At 72.8% G+C, this 15,470-nt stretch carries 16 protein-coding genes; 11 read left to right on the forward strand and 5 right to left on the reverse strand.

Annotation, left to right across the window (positions count from 1 at the left end; translation table 11 throughout):
• Positions 1 to 114: 114 nt before the first annotated feature.
• From AC3EQ1_RS04785 to AC3EQ1_RS04800, 4 genes are read right to left on the reverse strand one after another with little or no spacing between them, the layout of a single operon-like run.
• Entirely contained in the window at positions 115 to 1,314 is a 1,200-nt protein-coding gene (locus AC3EQ1_RS04785; protein ID WP_432092969.1) for an ABC transporter permease, read from the reverse strand.
• Positions 1,311 to 1,994 (reverse strand): ABC transporter ATP-binding protein, encoded by a 684-nt coding sequence (locus tag AC3EQ1_RS04790; protein WP_432092970.1) that lies wholly within the window; start codon positions 1,992 to 1,994, stop codon positions 1,311 to 1,313. The genes AC3EQ1_RS04785 and AC3EQ1_RS04790 overlap by 4 nt, the downstream gene beginning before the upstream one ends.
• Positions 1,991 to 3,241: a peptidoglycan-binding protein gene (locus AC3EQ1_RS04795; RefSeq protein WP_432092971.1), complete on the reverse strand. Its 1,251-nt coding sequence runs from the start codon at positions 3,239 to 3,241 to the stop codon at positions 1,991 to 1,993. Before AC3EQ1_RS04795 ends, AC3EQ1_RS04790 begins: the two co-directional genes overlap by 4 nt.
• Positions 3,238 to 3,774, reverse strand: coding sequence for a hypothetical protein (locus tag AC3EQ1_RS04800; protein ID WP_432092972.1), 537 nt, complete (start codon positions 3,772 to 3,774; stop codon positions 3,238 to 3,240). The genes AC3EQ1_RS04795 and AC3EQ1_RS04800 overlap by 4 nt, the downstream gene beginning before the upstream one ends.
• Before the next feature lie 143 nt (positions 3,775 to 3,917).
• On the opposite strand from AC3EQ1_RS04800, the gene AC3EQ1_RS04805 reads away from it, so the two are divergent.
• The 5 genes from AC3EQ1_RS04805 (at position 3,918) to AC3EQ1_RS04825 (ending at position 7,911) form a co-directional block, all read left to right on the forward strand.
• Positions 3,918 to 4,574, forward strand: coding sequence for a response regulator transcription factor (locus tag AC3EQ1_RS04805; RefSeq protein ID WP_432093041.1), 657 nt, complete (start codon positions 3,918 to 3,920; stop codon positions 4,572 to 4,574).
• Positions 4,571 to 5,809, forward strand: a complete 1,239-nt coding sequence (locus AC3EQ1_RS04810) for a sensor histidine kinase (RefSeq protein WP_432092973.1) — start codon at positions 4,571 to 4,573, stop codon at positions 5,807 to 5,809. Before AC3EQ1_RS04805 ends, AC3EQ1_RS04810 begins: the two co-directional genes overlap by 4 nt.
• Positions 5,810 to 5,993: 184 nt before the next feature.
• Entirely contained in the window at positions 5,994 to 6,299 is a 306-nt protein-coding gene (locus AC3EQ1_RS04815; protein WP_432092974.1) for a response regulator transcription factor, read from the forward strand.
• A 112-nt stretch (positions 6,300 to 6,411) separates the two neighbouring features.
• Entirely contained in the window at positions 6,412 to 6,789 is a 378-nt protein-coding gene (locus AC3EQ1_RS04820) for a peptidase inhibitor family I36 protein (RefSeq protein WP_432092975.1), read from the forward strand.
• 186 nt (positions 6,790 to 6,975) lie between these two features.
• Positions 6,976 to 7,911: a hypothetical protein gene (locus AC3EQ1_RS04825; protein ID WP_432092976.1), complete on the forward strand. Its 936-nt coding sequence runs from the start codon at positions 6,976 to 6,978 to the stop codon at positions 7,909 to 7,911.
• Between the two features lie 124 nt (positions 7,912 to 8,035).
• On the opposite strand, the gene AC3EQ1_RS04830 is transcribed toward AC3EQ1_RS04825, so the two are convergent.
• A complete protein-coding gene (locus AC3EQ1_RS04830; protein WP_432092977.1) occupies positions 8,036 to 8,338 on the reverse strand; it encodes a hypothetical protein in 303 nt (100 codons plus the stop codon).
• A gap of 673 nt (positions 8,339 to 9,011) precedes the next feature.
• Between AC3EQ1_RS04830 and AC3EQ1_RS04835 the strand changes: the two genes are divergently transcribed.
• From AC3EQ1_RS04835 to AC3EQ1_RS04860, 6 genes are all read left to right on the forward strand, one after another.
• Positions 9,012 to 11,273 carry an MMPL family transporter gene (locus AC3EQ1_RS04835; RefSeq protein WP_432092978.1) on the forward strand — a complete coding sequence of 754 codons (2,262 nt, stop codon included), beginning with the start codon at positions 9,012 to 9,014 and terminating at the stop codon, positions 11,271 to 11,273.
• Between the two features lie 83 nt (positions 11,274 to 11,356).
• Entirely contained in the window at positions 11,357 to 12,019 is a 663-nt protein-coding gene (locus AC3EQ1_RS04840) for a helix-turn-helix transcriptional regulator (RefSeq protein ID WP_432092979.1), read from the forward strand.
• Between the two features lie 105 nt (positions 12,020 to 12,124).
• Positions 12,125 to 12,253, forward strand: coding sequence for a hypothetical protein (locus AC3EQ1_RS04845; protein ID WP_432092980.1), 129 nt, complete (start codon positions 12,125 to 12,127; stop codon positions 12,251 to 12,253).
• A gap of 131 nt (positions 12,254 to 12,384) precedes the next feature.
• On the forward strand, positions 12,385 to 13,341 hold the full coding sequence (locus tag AC3EQ1_RS04850) for a class I SAM-dependent methyltransferase (RefSeq protein WP_432092981.1): 957 nt from the start codon (positions 12,385 to 12,387) through the stop codon (positions 13,339 to 13,341).
• A gap of 104 nt (positions 13,342 to 13,445) precedes the next feature.
• Positions 13,446 to 14,342, forward strand: a complete 897-nt coding sequence (locus AC3EQ1_RS04855) for a MaoC/PaaZ C-terminal domain-containing protein (protein ID WP_432092982.1) — start codon at positions 13,446 to 13,448, stop codon at positions 14,340 to 14,342.
• 1 nt (position 14,343) lies between these two features.
• Entirely contained in the window at positions 14,344 to 15,345 is a 1,002-nt protein-coding gene (locus AC3EQ1_RS04860) for an ACP S-malonyltransferase (protein ID WP_432092983.1), read from the forward strand.
• The last annotated feature ends 125 nt before the right edge of the window (positions 15,346 to 15,470 follow it).

Below are 15,470 nucleotides of genomic sequence, written 5' to 3' on the forward strand. Positions count from 1 at the left end.
GGGCCGACGGCTCGTCCGGCCCGGGCCGAGGTTCGTTCTGCCCGGTGCCGAGGCTGGTTCGGCTCGGCGCCGAGCGGGCACCCGGCGCCGGTCGGGCCCCGGCGGGGACGGCCGTCACGGGGCGGCCAGCGCCTCCGTCGGCGGCATGCGGGACGCCCGGACCGCCGGGTAGAGACCGGCGACGGCGCCGATGAGCAGCGTCAGCGCCAGACCGCCGGACACCGCCCACCAGGGGACCACCACCGACCAGCCCTGCGCCGTGGCGTACGCGGCGGTCACCGCCGTGCCCAGCAGCACCCCGCCCGCCCCGCCGAGGGCCGTCAGGAGCAGCGACTCGGCCAGGAACTGCAGCCGGATCTGCCCGCGGGACGCCCCGAGCGACCGGCGCAGCCCGATCTCCGGCCGCCGTTCCAGGACCGAGACGACCATGGTGTTGGCCACCCCGATGCCCCCGACGAGCAGCGCCACCGCGCCCAGGCCCAGCAGCAGGGCGCTCAGCGTCTCGTCGGTGGCCCGGCGGGCGGCCAGCGCGTCCGAGGGCCGGGAGACCCGGACTTCGGTGGGCGCCTCCGGGTTCGCGGTGGCCGCGAGCACCGAGCGCACCGTCTCCACCGCCGGTTCGGCGGATCTGACGTAGAGGCAGGAGGGGTGTCCGTCGAAGCCCAGGTAGCGTTCCGCGGTGCGCCAGCCGACGAGGGCGGCACCGTCCAGCTCTCCGGCCAGCGGCATCGGGGCCAGGATGCCGGTCACGCTGAACCACTCCTCCCCCAGCCAGACCCTCAGTCCGGGGGTGCGCACGTCCAGGCGCCGGGCCGCCGTGGCGCCCAGGACGACGCCCGGGTAGCGGGAGGTGGCCTCGTTCAGCCAGGCGCCGGAGCGGACCCGGCCGGCGAGGGCGCGCGGCAGGTCGGCGCGGGCCGCCAGCACCTCGATGCTGTTGGTCTGCCCGACGGGGATGCGGTCGTTGCGGTAGACGTGCGCCTCGACCCGGCCGACCGCCGACACCGACCGCACCGGCCCGATCCGGCGGACCATCGCCACGGCCCGGTCGGGGAGTTCGGCCGAGCCGCCGTACATCGTGCTGCCGGGGGCGACGGTGAGCAGATTGGTGCCGAGCCGGTCCAGGGCCCGGTCCAGACCGGCCCGGCTGGAGGCGGAGATGCCGACCACCGAGAGCATCGCCGCGATGCCGATGGCCACGCCGAGCGCGGAGAGAACGACCCGCAGCGGCCGGGTGCGCAAGCCCGCCGTGCCGACCCGGACCAGGTCGGCGGCGCTCAGTCGCGCCTGGACCAGTTCCCCGGGCCCGGTCACGACGCCCCGCCCGCTGCCGCTTCGGAGGCCGGGCGGCCGTCGCGCATGTGCACCCGGCGGGGCAGTCCGGCGGCGACGTCCCGGTCGTGAGTGATCACCAGGACGGTGGTACCGGCCGCGTGCAGTTCCCGGAGGACCGCCAGCACGGCGGCGCCGGAGGCGGAGTCCAGGTTGCCGGTCGGCTCGTCGGCGAGCAGCAGGACCGGGTCGCCGACGACCGCGCGGGCCATCGCCACCCGCTGCTGCTCACCGCCGGAGAGCTGGTGCGGGCGGTGGCCGAGCCGGTGCCCCAGGCCCACCCGCTCCAGGGCGTCGGCAGCCGCCCGGCGCCGCTCGCGCAGCGGCACACCCGCGTAGAGCAGCCCGCCGGCCACGGTGTCCAGGGCCGAGGTCCCGGCGGACAGGTGGAACTGCTGGAAGACGAAGCCGATCCGGCGGGCCCGCAGCGCCGAGACCCGGCGGTCGGACAGCCGGGCGACGTCGTGCCCGTCGACCAGCACCCGGCCGGAGGAGGGCCGGTCCAGGGTGCCGATGATGTGCAGCATCGTGGACTTCCCGGAGCCGGACGGACCGACGATGCCGACCAACTCGCCGTGGGAGACGGTCAGATCGACGCCGCGCAGCGCCTCCACGCCGCCGGGGTGGACCTTGGAGACCCGGTGCAGCTCGACGACGTTCATCCGGGCATCCCCACCCTCCGGCCGGCCCTGATGCCCTCGCCGCGCACCTCGACGCGGCCCTCGGCGAACAGTCCGGTGCGCACCGGTGCGATCCGGGTGCGCGGTGGCGCGCCGTTCCGCCCGGGTTCGACGAGTTCCAGGCCGTAGCCGCCCTCCGCGAGAGCGAGCAGCGCGGCCACCGGCACGGTGAGGGCTCCGGCGCGCCGGTCGGCGGTGAAGCGGATGCCGACCGGGGCGTGTTCCGGGCCGCGGAGCGCCTGCTGGGCGGCGACGGACACGGTGATGCGGACGGTGGCGTCGCCGCCGGTTCCGGAACTGCCGGAGCCGCCCCCGCCGGCGCCTCCCGAACCGCCGCCCCCCGAACCGCCGCCTCCCGAACCGCCGCCGGATCCGGAGGAGCCGGATCCGCTGCCGCCCGAACCGCCCGAGCCGCCCGATGAGTTCCCGTCCGTGCCGTTCCGCGAACCGCCCTGAGCGCCGTCCTGCGAACCCTCGTCCGAGCCGTCGTCCGAGCCCGTGCCCGTGACGGTGCCCCGGACGGTCCGTCCGTTCTCCAGCTCCACCCGCACCTTCGCGCCCCGGACCGCCCAGCCGGCGTCGAGCACCCGCACCTCGGCCGTGACCACCCGTTCGGTGCCGGTGCAGGTCAGGACCTCAGTGTCCGCGGAGCCGCCGACGCGGGCCGTGTGCCCGGCGATCCGCACCGGACCCGGCGCGTACACCACCTGCCCGACGGCGACCGATCCGGTTCTGCGCAGCCCGAGGCGCGCCTGCCAGCGTTTGACCGCGGCGGCCGTGAAGGCGGTGTACCGCTCGTCCGCGTCGAAGCCGACGTAGCCGAGCGCCGCCAGATTGCGTTCGAACTGGAGCACGTCCCGGCCGCGGGAGCCCGTCCGGAGCTCGCGGTACATCGGGAGGGCGCCGTAGAGCAGCGGCACCGGCCGGTCGTCCGCCCGCAGCAGCGGTGCGCCCCGGGTGACGGTGCTGCCCACGGCCGGCAGCCAGGTCACCGTGCCACCGGCCCGGGAGGCGACCGGCGTGGTGGGGCCGTATCCGAGTTCGCCGTCCACGGTGGTCGCGTCGGTCAGCGTCTGCCGGGTGATACGGGTGGTGGCCGCGGGGCCGTCGCGGCGCTGCGGCTCGGCTCCGCCGCCGGTGCCCGCGATGCCCACGGCGACGACCGCGGCCACGGCCGTCACGGCGGCGCCGGCCGCCACGATCCGCGTGCGGCGGGTTGCCTTCCTCATCCGCCGTTCACCGCCGATCCGCCGGCGCCGGGCAGGAGTTCACGGCAGGTCTCCAGCGCCTCGGGGGTCTGGGGATCCTTCTTGATCCGTTCGGCCAGCTCCGCGTCCATCTCCGGCTCGCCGGTGCGCGGATCGGGGTCGGGGTACTGCGGAACCCCGTGCCGCCGCATGCACGCGGCGTACCGGCCGCGCTTCTCGATGTCCTCGGGCGCCGCCTTCTCCGGGGCGGTGCCGCCGGGCTGCAGGTCGCGGCACTTCTCGGCCGCCTCGGCGATCTTCCGGACCGGGGTGCCGTCCTTGTCCACCTGCGGCAGCCCCTCGGAGGTCTCCTCCAGCACCACGCCGTGCCGGCGCATGCAGGCGGCGTACTCACGGGAGCGTTTCCCGTTGTCCGGGTCCGCCGAACCGCGGGCGGTCGGCGAGCCGTCGGCCGTGGCCACTCCGGGGCCGTGGTCGTTGCCGCACCCGGTGAGTCCCAGCACGACGGCGAGCAGGGACGCCGCCGCGAGTCGTACCGTTCGTTGTCCAGCCATGGTCGGATTCCTTCCCTTTGGCCGGTCCGTGCCGTAGCCGATGAGAGCGAACGGTTTGTAAGTTCACTGTCAGGATGAGCGCTTATGCGTGCCTTATGGGCGATGGCGCACCATCCGGGAATCGACTCGAGGGGTGGCCGGTGGTGCGGGTGCTCGTGGTGGAGGACGAGGAACTCCTGGCGGACGCGATCGCCGAGGGGTTACGGCAGGAGTCCCTGGCCGTGGACGTCGCGTACGACGGGGCGGCGGCGCTGGACCGGCTGGGGGTCAACGAGTACGACGTCCTCGTACTCGACCGGGACCTGCCGCGGGTGCATGGCGACGAGGTCTGCCGCGCCGTGGTGGCCGAGGGGTACGGCACGCGCATTCTCATGCTGACCGTGGCCGGTGACGTCGGCGACCGCATCGCCGGGCTCTCGCTCGGCGCCGACGACTACCTGCCCAAGCCGTTCGCCTTCGGCGAGCTGGTCGCCCGGGTACGGGCGCTGGGGCGGCGGGCCCGCCCCGCCACTCCCCCGGTGCTGGTCCGGGCGGGCATCTCGCTCGACCCCGGCCGCCGGGAGGTCTTCCGCGACGGCCGGTACGTCCCGCTGTCCCGCAAGGAGTTCGCCGTGCTGGAGGAGCTGCTGCGGGGCGAGGGCAGCGCGGTGAGCACGGAGCAGCTGCTGGAACGGGCCTGGGACGAGAACATCGACCCGTTCACCAACGTCGTCCGCGTCACGGTCATGACGCTGCGCCGCAAGCTGGGGCCGCCGCAAGTGGTGCGGACGGTCCCGGGGTTCGGGTACCGGATCCCGTGAGGCCGAACTCCTGGACCATCCGCGTCCGGCTGACCCTGCTCTACGGCGGGCTGGTCCTGCTGGCCGGGCTCGCACTGCTGACCGTGACCTATGTGATGCTCGACCGGATCATCGCCACCCAGCCGATCACGCCTCCGGCGGGGATGCCCGCGAGCGCGACGGGCGCCGGGGCCGGGCCCGCGCCGTCCGCACCGGCCTCGCCCGGCCCCCGGGCGTCGGCCGGGGCACCGGCACCCCCGCCCGCGGGCCGGGACGAACGCGAGGCCATGGCGGTCAAGAAGCGGCTCAGCGCCGCCTCCGAGGAGCTCCGGCAGGAGTTCCACCGGCGCACGCTCGACCCGCTGATCGGCCGCGGGGCCCTGACGCTGGGGATCTTCGCCCTGGGGGGCCTGTGGATCGGCTGGCTGGTCTCCGGGCGGGCGCTGCGGCCGATCAGCCGGATCGTGGCCACCGCGCGCCGGGTGGCGGACCGCAGTCTGCACGAGCGGATCGCGCTGACCGGGCCGCGCGACGAACTGCGCGAACTGGCCGACACCTTCGACGACATGCTGGGCCGGCTGAACGCGGCGTTCGAGGGGCAGCGGCGGTTCGTGGCCAACGCCTCCCACGAGCTGAAGACGCCGCTGGCCATCAACCGGACGCTGCTGGACGTGGCGATGGCCCGGCCCGACGCGCCACCGCAGCTCCGGCACCTCGGGGAGACGCTGATCGAGGTGAACGCCCGGCACGAGCGGCTGATCGAAGGACTCCTCATGCTGGCCCGGTCCGAGTCCACGGTGGCCGACCCGGTGCCGCTGGACCTGGCCGACCTGGTGCGGCATGCGGTGGACGCCGCCGGGCCCGAGGCGGCGCGCGCCGGGGTGAGCCTGTCCTGGGACGCGACACCGGCGCCGCTGACGGGCGATCCGGTGCTGCTGGAGCGCCTGGTGCAGAACCTGCTGCAGAACGCGATCCGGTACAACATCGCCGACGGGTGGGTGCGCGGCACCTGCCGCCGCGGCGGCGGGACCGTCCGGCTGACCCTCGCCAACAGCGGTCCTGTCGTGGTGGCGCACGAAGTCCCCGCGCTCTTCGAGCCGTTCCGCCGCCTCGACGACCGGGTCGGCTCGGCGCGGGGAACGGGGCTCGGGCTCTCGATCGTCCGCTCGGTCGCCCGGGCGCACGGCGGCACCGCCGTTGCGACACCGCGCCAGGGGGGCGGACTGGAGGTGGCGGTCACGCTCCCCGCGCACTGAGTGTGCCCTGACGCGCCGATACGCGCCGTGTATGTAGGGGTATACGTCTTCCGCGCGCTATGTCTGCCCCGGAACCGCTGGGGGCGGTGGGCTGTTCATCGCACTGGGGGCGGTCAATGCACTGGGGCGGTGAACGGCACCTGGCACATCTCGGATGGATCGACGGATCGCAAATGAGGCAACCATGGACTCGCGCAACGAGTGCCGGATCTGTGCACTGTGCCTGCTCACCCCGGAGCACGGGGCGGAAGGCGGTGCGACGGCCGTACTGGAGCGGGTCGGCCTGCTCAGCCACCGTGAGCGGGACGTCCTCCTGCTCCTGTCCGGCGGCCCGTCGAACCGCGATATCTCCCAGGCGCTGTGCATCAGTGAGCGAACAGCAAAGGCCCATGTTTCCAGCATTCTCAGCAAGTTGGCGGTCAAGTCCCGTTTACAGGCCTGCTTGATCGCCTGCGCCTATCACGCCCAGAACTGTCCCAAGGGCCAATAGATGACGCCTCCCGGTATCTGCTGCCATTGCCTTGTCCGGCCGAAGGGGCCGGATTCCATCGCATCGGCCACCAGATTCTGGGGGAAACATGCACGGTAATATCAGACGAAGAATGCACCGCGCTCTGGCCACCGCGGCGGCTCTGGCCGCTCTGGGCGGTCTCGGCGTCGCCACGGCCGGCACGGCGGACGCCGCCGGGAAGAACGGCGTGGTGGAGGTCGGTGAACTCGGGCTGTACTACCTCACGGACTACCGCTCGCCCATCTTCGACCTCTACGTCTCGGACGCCGACTTCAGCAACGACGTGTTCCCGGGCACCAGCATCTCCGCCAACAACAACACCGAGTCCTTCTGGAACCGCGACTCGTTCACCTGGTACGTGTGCCTGAGCGCCAACTACGGCGGCGGCTGCGGCTACATCAATCCGGGCCAGTACGCCAACTTCAGCGCCACCTTCAAGAACACGGTGACGTCGGCGTACTACGCCTGATCCGACGACGTCCGATCCGGCGACGTCCGACCCGGCCATGTCCGATCCGGCTCGCCTGATCCGACTCATCCGATCCGACTCGTCCGATTCGACTCGCTGAGGCACAAAGGGGCCGGTGCTCCGCCCATTGGAGCTGGGCGGAGCACCGGTTCCCGCACTCTATCCGCATTCCGCAGGGAGCCCACCATGCCCATGCCCGGCCGCCGACTCCCCGCGCAGCGCGCCACCGCTCTCCTCACGCTGTGCTGCGCGCTCCTGGTGTCCGCCGGCTGCTCCTCCGGCACGGCCGGCCCGGACCGGCGGGAGCCCGAGGTCACCGGCATTCCGTCGGTCCTCGCCAGTACGAAGTTGCGGATGCCGCTGGAGCGTTATCTCCCCAGCCGACAGGAGCTGCGCGAAACGGACCGGGCCCGCGTCGTACTGATCGACCGCTGCATGGAGCGGTTCGGATTCGATTACACCGTCCAGCCGCCGGAGCGGGAGTACGGACCGCGCAGCCTGACGGAACGGCGGTACGGGATCTCCGAGGCGAAACTCGCGGCCGAGGACGGCTACGGTCTCGGCGACCGGGACCCCAGCCGACAGCCTCCTCCCGCGCGCCCGAAAATCGAACCCGCGGCGGAGTCGGTGCTCTTCGGCAAGGGGCGGTCGACCGTCAAGGGAAAGAGCATTCCCGAGGGAGGGTGCGCGGGCCGGGCCGAGCGGGAGTTCACCGCTCCCTCCTCCGCGAGCGCTTCCTCGCCTCTCGATCTGCCGCAGAAACTGTCCATGGAATCCTTCAACCGGTCACGGCTGGACTCCCGGGTGAAAAAGGCGTCCAAGGCGTGGTCCGCGTGCATGACGGAGCGCGGCTACGACTACCCGGACCCGCTGGCCCCTCTGGCGGATCCCCAGTTGCGCGGGGACGGCAATGCCGAAGCGGTCGCCACCGCCACGGCCGACATCCGGTGCAAGAAGCGCATCAATCTGATCGGTATCTGGTTCGCCGTCGAATCCGCGTATCAGCGGGAGCTCATCCGGAAGAACTCCGGCGCACTGCAGATCGTCCGGCGGGCGAACGGGGAACGGCTGCGCATGGCCCGCGCCGTCACCACCGGGGTGTCCCGCGCGGGGCCGCGGTAGGTCGCGGCCCCGCACGCGCTCACTCCCCCCTCTCCGCGGTCAGGTTCCTTCCGCGGTCAGTTCCCGTCCGCGGTCAGCCCCCTTCCGCGGTCAGCCCCCTTCCGCGATCAGTCCCCTTCCGCGGTCAGTTCCCGTCCGCGATCAGTGAACGGACCATCCGACAGGTCGTGTTGGACGGCCGGTGGATGCCGATCCGGGCGGCCGTGCTGCGTATCCGGCGGTTGCGCGCCTGCTCGGTCCGGTAGACGCCCGTGTCGAGCAGGGCGATGACCAGGCGCATGGCCTTCAGCTTGCGGTTGTGGGACTCGTACCACTCGCGGGGCCGGCCCGCGGGCAGCGGCTTCTTCCGCAGTGGCGCGGGCGGTTGGGTCGTCGGCTTCGTCCGGTGCTTCGTGGTCGGCTTCTTCGTGACTGCGGTTGTGGCCATCGGCGACCTCCTGGCGTGCTGATCGGACCCCTCACGAACTGCTTCCATTTTACGGGCGGCCACTGACAAACGGCCTGGCCGGAGCGGGTGCGGCAGGGGCTGCGGCAGGGAGTGCGGAGTATCGTGGAGGCGGCCGGATCCGGAACGGTTCGCCCCGCCCCCGGACCCGCCCCGGGCCTCCCCGGGCATGTCTTCCGGGCCCCGGCGCGCGCCCCTCCGCCCCGGCTGCCGGGACTCGCCGCGGCACGACCGGAGGCCGGCGGAGAGGGGCCGACCCTCGCACCGGAACGAGGCCGCCACCGCAGGCTCCAGGGTGACCAGTTACCGCCGTGACACCGCCGATCAAGGATGCCAGGGTGCTGGCTGCACGTGCATCGGGCAGCGGGCGGCGGCGGAGCGCTGCGTGCCGTTTCCGTTCCGAGCGGAAGCGGCCGGAGCCGAGGCGAAGGGCGGGATCGCGCCGCCCGCGGCGTACGGCGTGTCCCGGGTGGGGGCCCGGCCCCAGGCGTCGGGCACGACCGCACGTACCACCCGGAAGGCGCTTGCGAAGATCGGATGCGACGGACTGTCAGAAACGTGTCTTCGCTGGTGACATGCGGTTTTCCGGCGTTCGTGGTGATCATACATACGCTCCTGTATGATTACGCCTCAGCCGATAGCTACGGGGGCTGGCATGGCAAGGCACACGGAGCCGTTACCTTCCGGGGAACTGCTCGACGGCCCGACGAACCGGCGGAGCGGCGGCACCTGGCTGGAACGGTTCGCCGCGGTCGTGCTGCGCCGGCGCCGTGCCGTACTGGTCGCGACCCTGCTGCTCACCGCGCTGGCAGGGGTCTACGGCGGCGGAGTGGTGGACCACCTCTCCAACGGCGGCTACGCGGCCTCCACCCGGGACCTCCGGATCGCGGAGGACACCCTGCAGGAGAAGTTCGGGGTGTCCAAGCCCCATCTGCTGCTCCTGCTCGAGTCCGGGACCGAGGTCGACTCTCCCGCCACCGCCGCCGCGGGCACCGCGTACACCGAACGGGTCCGCAGACAGCCCGGAGTGGCGTCGGCCGAGTCCTACTGGACCACCGGCGACACCTCGATGCGGGCTCGGGACGGGCGTTCCGCGGTGGTGGCGGTGCGGCTGTCGGGGGACGACGACCGGGTCCAGGACACCACGGCGCGGCTCGTGCCCCGGCTCCGCGGCGAACACCCGCCGTTCGAGGTCGGGGTGACGGGCGAGGCCGAGGCCAACGCGGAGCTGCAGCGGCAGAGCGACGAGGACCTCGTCCGGGCCGAGCTGGTGGCGGCGCCGCTGATCCTGCTGGTGCTGCTGCTGGTCTTCCGTACGGTGGCCGCGGCGCTGCTGCCGTTCCTCGTCGGGGTGGTCGGGGTGGCGCTCACCCTGGCCATTCTGCAGGGGGTCACCGAGTTCACCCAGGTGTCGATCTTCTCGCTGAACCTGACGACGGCGCTGGGGCTCGGGCTGGCGGTCGACTACAGCCTGCTGTTGCTGATGCGCTTCCGGGAGGAGTCCGGCAAGGGGCTCGATCCGCACACGGCGGCGATCGTCACCGTCCGGACCGCGGGGCGCACCGTCTTCTTCTCGTCGCTCACGGTGGCGCTCTGTCTGAGCGCCCTGCTGATCTTCCCGCTGTACTTCCTGCGCTCGCTCGCGTACGCCGCCATCCCGGCGGTGCTGACGGTGGGTGTGGCCGCGATCGTGGTGCTGCCCGCCGCGCTGCTGGCACTGGGCCGGTGGCTGGACGCGGGGGACGTCACGCCGCTGCTGCGCGGGTTCCGGCGGCGGGAGCGGTCCGCCGAGCCGGGGCCGCCGTTCTGGTCGCGGGTGGCCCGGCGGGTCTCGCGGCGTCCGCTGCTCGTCGCGATGCCCGTGGTGATCCTGCTCGTCGGCCTCGGCCTGCCGTTCACCCAGGCGAAGTTCGGGCTGACCGACGAGCGGGTGCTGCCGCTGAGCGCCGAGGCGCACAGAACGGCGCGCAGCGTGGAGCGGCACTTCGCGGCCGGGGCACTGAACCCGGTGCACGCCGTGCTCCGGGACGCCCCGGCGGACGAGCAGGCCGGCTACTTCCGCCGGGTGTCGCGGCTGGACGGGGTCGAGTACCTCGACACCCCGCTCGGCGCCTACGCGGACGGCAAGCGGGTGGGCAGGGCCGACCTGCCGGCCCGGGCGTATGTGCGGGGCGATGTGACGCGGCTGCTCATCGTGCCGTCCGACAACGCGTTCTCGCCGCGCAGTGAGGAGATCGTCCGGAAGATCCGGGCGATGCCGGCGCCCGGCAGCGTCCATGTGGCGGGCGACGCGGCGCGGTTCGCGGACACCAAGTCGGTGATCGGCGACCGGCTGCCGTACGCCCTGGGCATCATCGTGATCCTCATGTTCGTGCTGCTCTATCTGTTCACGGGCAGCCTGCTCGTACCGGCCAAGGCGATCCTTTTCAACACCCTCAGCCTCACGGCGTCGTTCGGCGCCATGGTCTTCATTTTCCAGGACGGACATCTGAAGTGGCTGGTGGGAGATTTCACCTCGACGGGCTATCTCGACGTCACCGTACCGGTGCTGATGTTCTGCGCCGCGTTCGGTCTGTCGATGGACTACGAGGTGTTCCTGATGTCCCGGATCCGTGAGCAGTACTCGGTGCACCGGGACAACACACGCGCAGTCATCGAAGGGGTGGGCAGGACCGGACCGATCGTCACGGCCGCGGCCGTGCTGATCGGCGGTGTGCTGCTCGCGCTCGCCAGCTCCGACATCTCGGTGCTCAAACTGCTCGGCCTGGGCATGTTCCTGGCCGTGCTGGTGGATGCGGTACTGATCCGGGGGGTTCTCGTACCGGCATTCATGCTCGTCATGGGCAAGGCGAACTGGTGGGCACCGCGCCCGCTGCGCCGCTTCCACGCCCGTTTCGGCATCACCGAGAGTGACTGACGCGTCTCGAATCCTGTTCGGATCACTCCGGAGAGAATTCATGGAAGTGCAGTCGGTTTGTCAATTTCCGGGAAGAGGACTCTGTGACTCGCTCGTCCCTCAAGGACATCAAGCGCACCCCGGCAGAAACCGAGCGGGGGGACTGCTCTGTGATACTCGTCGGCACCTGGCTGGCGCTCTCGATGAACGCCACGGAACGTTACGAAGGAGCGTGGATACACCGCTGTCCGGACCGCGAGGACCTGATATCCGTCGTGCACGCGCGTCGGGCCGACTGGATCCTGGCCGGGCCGGAGCTGGACGACGGGGACATCCAGCGGCTGTTCTCCGTGGCGGGCGCGGTCCGGGAGAACGTCCGGCTGGCGATCCTGGGCCACCGCCGGGACTGGCGGCGCTGCGACCGCTGGATCCGCCGCGGCTGCCGCGTCTACCTCGACGAGTCGGTCGGACCGGACCGGGCCGTCGCCGCCATCCGGGCCGCCCACACCCTCGGAGTGAACGTCATGGACCGGGGGTTCACCGAGGCGCTGCGCGAGCGGGCGACCGGTCCGGCGCCCCATCTGACCCGGCGTGAGCGCGAGGTCCTCGACCTGCTGCGGCGCGGGATGCGCAACCGGGAGATCGCCGGCGCGCTGTTCGTCAGCGAGAACACCGTGGAGTACCACATGCGGCATCTGCTCTCGAAGTTCAGCGCCAGGAACCGGCTGGAAGTGGTGGAACGGGCCACCGCGCTGGGCCTGGCCTGAGGATCGCCCCCGGATACTACGGCTATCCGGGATGCCCGCGGTGGCGCTCTCTTCATAATCTGGTCCCGCAAGGCCAGGAAATCCCGAATGAAAGTGGTGACAACAATGGAAGACATCACGTTCGAGATTGTGGACGAGCAGGTTTCCAGCCTCGACTCGATCGGCGTCGACGAGGGCTGCTCCACCACCACGACCAGCTCCTCTCTCGACATCTCCGAGGTCGAGTTCGAGTAAGCGGGAACGCTCCTCGCCGACGCGCGTCCGCGAGCCGTCGAAAGACGGTTCGCGGACGCGCGTCACGCGTATACGGACGCGGCGGCAGTGGGAATGCGGCGGGCGGCACGGACCGGACGGAAGGCACACGCATGGGCGGCACGGTGCGGCATCAGCGGGATCTGCAGGGCGACTACCACCACCGCATCTTCCACGCGCTCCACGACTGGGAGCGGACCTGGTCCGGCGCCCTGGACGTGGCCGGTGAAGGGGCCCGGGCGCGTTCGCTCGGCTTCGACCAGCTGGGCCACTTCGGCGCCCCGGGCTGCGCCCTCGTCGTCGAGGAGCTGGTGCGCCGGCTGGGGCCGCCCGACGGCACGCAACTGCCGTCGGTGCTGGCCGAGTTCGGCTGCGGGTTCGGCGGAGCGCTCCGCGAAGTGGTGCGTGGCCTGCGTGAACACGGCGTCGAGGTGGGCCGGGCGGTGGGCTTCGACCTCGTCTGGGACCACGTCCGGCTGTTCCGCACCATCCAGCTGTCCGGCGCGGGAGGACCGGCGGCGGGCGGCCCGACCGAGATGGCGGCGGCACCCGAGGCCCGGCCGGTGCAGGCGGACGTGCGGGCGGTGCCGGTGCGGGACGGGGCGCTCGACGCCGTGGTGTGCACCGGGTCGCTGCCGCACTTCGCCGACGTCCCGGCGGTGTTCGCGGAGGCCGCCCGCACCCTGCGCCCCGGCGGCGCGCTGGTGATGACCGAGGAGGCCAGCCTGGTGGCGGACGGGCGGACGGTGTCCGCGGAATTCCGCCACCGTCATCCCCCGGAGATCTTCTTTCTCACCGAAGCCGGGGAACGGGTGGCGCAGTTGGCCTCGGCCGGCTTCACCGATATCGAGGTGCGCGATCTCGGCACCTGGGCCCGCCGGCTGCTGCACGACCGGCTCAAGGCGATGCGGCTGTTCTTCGGAGACGTCGCCGCGATTTACGGCGAGGAGGAGACGGAGACCCTTCTCGGAACGCTCGGCGCGGCCCGTGAGGAGTATGTGAGCGGAGCACTCCTGCCGGCCCTGGTGACCGCGCGCCGGGCGCACCCCGGGGAAATCCCCGAAAAATAACCACGGTATTCCGGGTGGTTGAGCGCCGTACGGATTCCATAGTCTTCTTCCATTCCCAGGAAAGCAATTCTCCGGCCCGTGGGGATTGCGGAACGGAAGGGACCGTGACCGTGAGTCAGCCGCTGTCCGCACCGCGCGCCGTCGCCCCGGCGTACGGGTTCGCGATCGACCCGTCGGAGGTCGCGCGCTTCCGGCGCCTGCTGCCCGGCGCCACCGACGGCAGCAGCACCGGCGCGCCCCTCCCGGGCACCTCCGTGCCGGCCTTCTTCCTCTGCCGCGCGCTGCCTCCGGCGGTGCGGTCCGCGCTCGCCGGAACCGGTGCCGACGCGGCGGCGGTGCGGCACGCCGGACAGCGGATCACGCTGCGCCGCCGTCCGGGCCCGGACGAACGGCTCACCGCGCACGCCGTCGTCGAGTCCGTCGGCGACTACGGCTTCCAGCGGGCCGTCGTCCTGCGGGTGACCCTCCGGGACGCGGCCGGCGACGCCGTGGCCGAACTGCTCACCACCCTCGCCATCGGGCCCGCCACCGGGCAGGGCAGGATCGATCCGCAACCGGCCGCGGTGCTCCGCGGGCCGCCGCTGCTGCACTGGCGCACCCGCGTCCCGGACGACCTGCCGGAGCGCTACGCGCGGGCGAGCGGGGACGACAACCCCATCCACACCGACGCCGAAGCCGCCCGGCGGGCCGGGCTGCCGGGCGTGGTGCTGCACGGCATGGCGACCCTGCAACTGGCCGCGGCGGGGCTGACCGAGCGGCTCTTCGGCGGGGACGAGACCCGCTGGCGCGAGGTCCGGACCCGGTTCGCCCGCCCGGTGCGGCCGGGCGACACCATCGCGTTCACCGTGCACCGCGAGGAGGCATACCGCGCGGATGTGCACCGCGAAGATGCGTACCGCGAGGAGGGCGCCGGGCCGGGCGGGGACGTCCTCGGCCTCAGCGCGAGCGTCGACGGGAAGCCCGTCCTGAAGGACACCTGGTTCTCCGGGGCGGTGGCGTGAGATGACGGTCTGGATGTTCCCCGGCCAGGGTGCCCAGCGCCCGGGCATGGCCCGCGGACTCGACACCGCCCCCCGGCTGCTGCGGGAGGCGAGCGCGCTGCTCGACGCCGATCTGGCCGCCCTGTGCCTCACCGACGAGAACCCCGACGGGCGCCCCGAACTCGTCCAGCCCGCCCTGTTCGTGGTCGGTGTGGCGGCCGCCGCCGCACTGCGGCGGCACGGCCCGGCACCGGCCGCCGTCCTCGGGCACAGCTTCGGTGAATTCGCCGCCCTCACCGCCGCCGGCGCGCTCACCTTCGCGGACGGAGTGCGGCTGACCGCGCTGCGCGCCCGCGCCATGCTGCGCTGCGCCACCGCGGACAGCGCCATGGCTGCGGTGCTCGGCCTGGGTGAGGACGCGGTGCGCGCGGTCTGCGCGGAGGTCGGCGCGGGCGGCGGGCTGGTGGAGATCTCCAACATCAACAGTCCGGAGCAGATCGTCATCGCCGGGGAGCGCGCCGCGCTCGACGAGGCCACGGCGCTCTGCCGCGCCCGGGGCGCCTTCCGGGTCCGCCCGCTCCGGGTGCCGTACGCCGCGCACACCCGGCTGATGGCGCCCGCCGCCGACGAACTGCGCGCCGCGCTGGAGCCGGTGGAGCTGCGCCCGCCGGCCGCCCCGCTGTTCTCCTGCATCACGGCGGAGGCCACGACCGATCCGGGCCGCGTCAAGGAGCTGCTGGTCCTCGGCCTGACCGGCACGGTGGACTTCGCCGCCGCCGTCCGGGCCGCGTCGGCCGCCGGGCACCGGGACTTCACCGAACTCGGCCCCGGCTCCCCCGCCCGGCTCCTCGGCCTGGTCCGGGCCGTCCTCCCCGGGCGGACGCCCGGGCTGCGGCTGGTCTCCAGCGACGCGGAGGCCCGGACGCCGCAGCCGTTCCAGGCCGAGCGCGGCGGAAGGCCGGGGAGCGGCCGGCAGTCGCCGGTGGCGGCGCGTACGGCTGGAGGCGGCGACCATGGCGGGTGAACGGGTGGGTTCGGGAGCGGACTTGAGGGATTCGAGCCGTGACGCGGGGCCGGGTCGTCCCGGACGTGGACCTGGGCGGGGCACGAGGAGCGCAGGCCCCGGTACCGAGCCGGACCCGAGGAGCG

It is taken from the genome of Streptomyces sp. bgisy100, from assembly GCF_057709105.1.

What these genes read in the sequence shown, in the direction of transcription:
- AC3EQ1_RS04790 (WP_432092970.1), bottom strand. Translation starts at nt 1,994, where the DNA reads ATGAACGTCGTCGAGCTGCACCGGGTCTCCAAGGTCCACCCCGGCGGC.
- AC3EQ1_RS04795 (WP_432092971.1), bottom strand. Translation starts at nt 3,241, where the DNA reads ATGAGGAAGGCAACCCGCCGCACGCGGATCGTGGCGGCCGGCGCCGCC.
- AC3EQ1_RS04800 (WP_432092972.1), bottom strand. Translation starts at nt 3,774, where the DNA reads ATGGCTGGACAACGAACGGTACGACTCGCGGCGGCGTCCCTGCTCGCC.
- AC3EQ1_RS04815 (WP_432092974.1), top strand. Translation starts at nt 5,994, where the DNA reads ATGGACTCGCGCAACGAGTGCCGGATCTGTGCACTGTGCCTGCTCACC.
- AC3EQ1_RS04820 (WP_432092975.1), top strand. Translation starts at nt 6,412, where the DNA reads ATGCACCGCGCTCTGGCCACCGCGGCGGCTCTGGCCGCTCTGGGCGGT.
- AC3EQ1_RS04825 (WP_432092976.1), top strand. Translation starts at nt 6,976, where the DNA reads ATGCCCATGCCCGGCCGCCGACTCCCCGCGCAGCGCGCCACCGCTCTC.
- AC3EQ1_RS04830 (WP_432092977.1), bottom strand. Translation starts at nt 8,338, where the DNA reads ATGGCCACAACCGCAGTCACGAAGAAGCCGACCACGAAGCACCGGACG.
- AC3EQ1_RS04835 (WP_432092978.1), top strand. Translation starts at nt 9,012, where the DNA reads ATGGCAAGGCACACGGAGCCGTTACCTTCCGGGGAACTGCTCGACGGC.
- AC3EQ1_RS04845 (WP_432092980.1), top strand. Translation starts at nt 12,125, where the DNA reads ATGGAAGACATCACGTTCGAGATTGTGGACGAGCAGGTTTCCAGCCTC.
- AC3EQ1_RS04850 (WP_432092981.1), top strand. Translation starts at nt 12,385, where the DNA reads ATGGGCGGCACGGTGCGGCATCAGCGGGATCTGCAGGGCGACTACCAC.
- AC3EQ1_RS04860 (WP_432092983.1), top strand. Translation starts at nt 14,344, where the DNA reads ATGACGGTCTGGATGTTCCCCGGCCAGGGTGCCCAGCGCCCGGGCATG.